Source organism: Bacillus sp. FJAT-53060, from assembly GCF_037104745.1.
GTDB classification, from domain to species: Bacteria; Bacillota; Bacilli; order Bacillales; family Bacillaceae; genus Bacillus; species Bacillus stratosphericus_B.
Genome location: NZ_JBAWSW010000081.1, coordinates 1 through 2,382 on the forward strand (window position 1 = coordinate 1; position 2,382 = coordinate 2,382).

Sequence of the window (2,382 nt, forward strand, 5' to 3'; positions counted from 1 at the left end):
GTTCTATCTTAACAGGATTGATCGAACTACGACCAACATCGTAGAACGCACTGTCAAAGAATACATTTATTATTATAACAACATTCGTATTCAAACAAAACTAAACAACCAATCACCGATAAACTATCGGCAATTGGCTGTATAAAGGTGTTTTGATCCCTGTCTCAAAAACGGGGGTCAGTCCCGTGCCGCCAGGGGGTTTTTGTTGTTATTTTGTTAAGACTTTGACGATTTGTTTGAACGTCATACCTGTTTTTAAATTGAATTTGCCGGCACGAATTTCTTTGTGGTAGCCTGCGTCAATCACGTAATCATTAAAATCCTTAGACGAGTTAATGATTCCGTCCTTTTCAAGCATGTCTGAAACATCACTTGTGCTCATGCCATTTTTGATTACGAATTTTATAGATTTGCTCTTTGGATTTTCTGTTGTTTGTTTGTCGCTCTTAGAATCGCCGTCTTCATTTGCCTTCAGCGCTTTTTCTTTATAATCAAGAAGCTGCTGATACGTTTCACGGCTGATGGATACTTCTTTTTTAGAGTCTAAATAATTTTTCACGTCAGTGTCTGTCACTTTAGCTACGAGGGTTTCTTTTGTTGTTGTATCAGCTGCTGCTTCATCTTTTCCAGTGAGAAAAAACACGATGGCTAGAACACCAGTTGCAAGAATCATACCCGCTGCAAAGGTTTGGATGCTTTTTTTTGTCATACAAGCACCCTCTCGTTGTCTTTAATGATCATGTTGACATCTTTTACAGACACATGCTCTGCGCGTGCAATCGCCTCAGCAGACATGCCATTTTGATGTTTTGAAATGATTTGTCTCGCAATTGATGGATCAATTTCTGAATGTTTGCGGACAACGATATTTGTTTCAAGTAATTCTTCTTCAAGAACCTTCATTTTCTTTTTCAGTTTATAGATTTCTTGCATTGCAGATAGTTGAAGTGTTTCAAGTTCCTGCTCTACTTCTTTAATCGGTTCTCTTTGAAAATATGAGAATGCGATCAGTACAATACTGATAACAAGCAATCCGATAATTGCAATTTCCATGTTTCATCACCTTTTATTCATATTTTAATGCTGAAAGTCAAAAAAGACTTTCATAATTGTTTCAGACAGTTTTCGACCCTTCTTTTTTATACCATAAAAAAGCTAGTTTCAAAAGGAATTGCTGAAGAAAATCACCTTTTTTTCATCATTTTTCTTTTTACAGGTGAAATGAGTATGAAAACCTCACTCATTGTCAAAATAAAATAAGACTGTGGATAGAAGAGAGGTTCTCATGTATACAGTACGATAAAGGTTGAGTTTTTATAGGGGAGTAAGCGATTATTCATCAAATGACAGTGCAAGGAGGAGAAGGGAGATGGGAATGCTTTGAAAAATAAATTTGATGAAAAAAACATTCTAGCATTCCTAAGCTAGAAGTGGTATTATAGTTAGGTCTGAATGTGAATTGATTTTAGTTTGGAGGGAAAAACATGCGCGTAAATATTACTCTAGCTTGCACTGAATGCGGTGAGCGTAACTATATTACTAAAAAGAATAAGCGAAACAATCCAGATCGCGTTGAATTCAAAAAGTATTGCTCACGTGATAAAAAACAAACTTTACATCGTGAAACAAAGTAAGCAGCAGGGAATTTTCCTGCTGTTTTTTATGATGGGAGATGATCCGTGTGAAAAAAGAGCTGCGGCTTCAAATATTAGCAAAGCTGGATCAGATGAGCCCTGAAGAATTTGAGCGTAACACGGCTTTACTGTATGAGCATCTGTTTCAATTAACAGCATGGAAACAGGCGAAAACGATTGCGCTGACCATGTCCAGAGCAAAAGAGGTATCTACAAGACCTCTGATGAAAAAGGCGTGGCAGGAGGGGAAAACAGTGTGTGTGCCAACCTGTTTTCCTAATACGAAAGATATGACGTTTTATGAATATACGCCGCACACCAAAATGAAATCCAGCTATTTTGGACTAACAGAACCAGACCCTGAAACCTCTGCAGATGTACATAAACAGGCGATCGATTTAATGATAGTGCCAGGTGTATGCTTTGATCAAAAAGGCTACCGCATTGGATATGGGGGCGGCTATTATGACCGATACTTAGCTGACTATCACGGCGTAACGCTCGCTCTTTGCTTGTCTGTACAGCAAATAGAGCATGTGCCGGCTGAAACGCATGACATACCTGTGTCTATGATTGTGAGTGAAAAAGGTACATTCTATCTAAAGTAAAAGTCCGCTACTTTGATATTATCCCCTCTAAGTAGACAGTGTAAAAAGCCCAAGAACATATCTTGGCTGTTACACTATACTTGGAGGGGATTTTTTATGGCTAGAAAGGGACAACAATTTCAACACTATTCTAAAGAATT

Annotated in this window: 5 protein-coding genes; 3 read left to right on the forward strand and 2 right to left on the reverse strand. The window is 37.9% G+C overall.

The genetic code is table 11. The annotated features are described in order from the left end of the window. On the forward strand, nucleotides 1-145 hold a 145-nt coding region (locus WAX46_RS15585; protein WP_336493244.1), incomplete at its 5' end, for an IS3 family transposase. Nucleotides 146-208: 63 nt separating this feature from the next. Here WAX46_RS15585 and WAX46_RS15590 read toward each other — a convergent pair. Together WAX46_RS15590 and WAX46_RS15595 are read right to left on the reverse strand one after the other, a co-directional pair. Further along, entirely contained in the window at nucleotides 209-709 is a 501-nt protein-coding gene (locus tag WAX46_RS15590; protein ID WP_226569903.1) for an endolytic transglycosylase MltG, read from the reverse strand. Further along, entirely contained in the window at nucleotides 706-1,053 is a 348-nt protein-coding gene (locus WAX46_RS15595; protein WP_336494312.1) for a hypothetical protein, read from the reverse strand. The genes WAX46_RS15590 and WAX46_RS15595 overlap by 4 nt, the downstream gene beginning before the upstream one ends. A 431-nt stretch (nucleotides 1,054-1,484) precedes the next feature. Between WAX46_RS15595 and rpmG the strand changes: the two genes are divergently transcribed. Together rpmG and WAX46_RS15605 are read left to right on the forward strand one after the other, a co-directional pair. Next, the gene (gene rpmG / locus WAX46_RS15600; protein ID WP_008360061.1) at nucleotides 1,485-1,634 is read left to right on the forward strand and encodes a 50S ribosomal protein L33; all 150 of its coding nucleotides are present in this window, start codon (nucleotides 1,485-1,487) and stop codon (nucleotides 1,632-1,634) included. A gap of 47 nt (nucleotides 1,635-1,681) precedes the next feature. Continuing rightward, nucleotides 1,682-2,242: a 5-formyltetrahydrofolate cyclo-ligase gene (locus WAX46_RS15605; RefSeq protein WP_312887876.1), complete on the forward strand. Its 561-nt coding sequence runs from the start codon at nucleotides 1,682-1,684 to the stop codon at nucleotides 2,240-2,242. Nucleotides 2,243-2,382: the final 140 nt, after the last annotated feature.

Excerpts from the sequence above, each read along its gene's own strand:
- WAX46_RS15590 (WP_226569903.1), bottom strand. The coding sequence starts at position 709 with ATGACAAAAAAAAGCATCCAAACCTTTGCAGCGGGTATGATTCTTGCA.
- WAX46_RS15595 (WP_336494312.1), bottom strand. The coding sequence starts at position 1,053 with ATGGAAATTGCAATTATCGGATTGCTTGTTATCAGTATTGTACTGATC.
- rpmG (WP_008360061.1), top strand. The coding sequence starts at position 1,485 with ATGCGCGTAAATATTACTCTAGCTTGCACTGAATGCGGTGAGCGTAAC.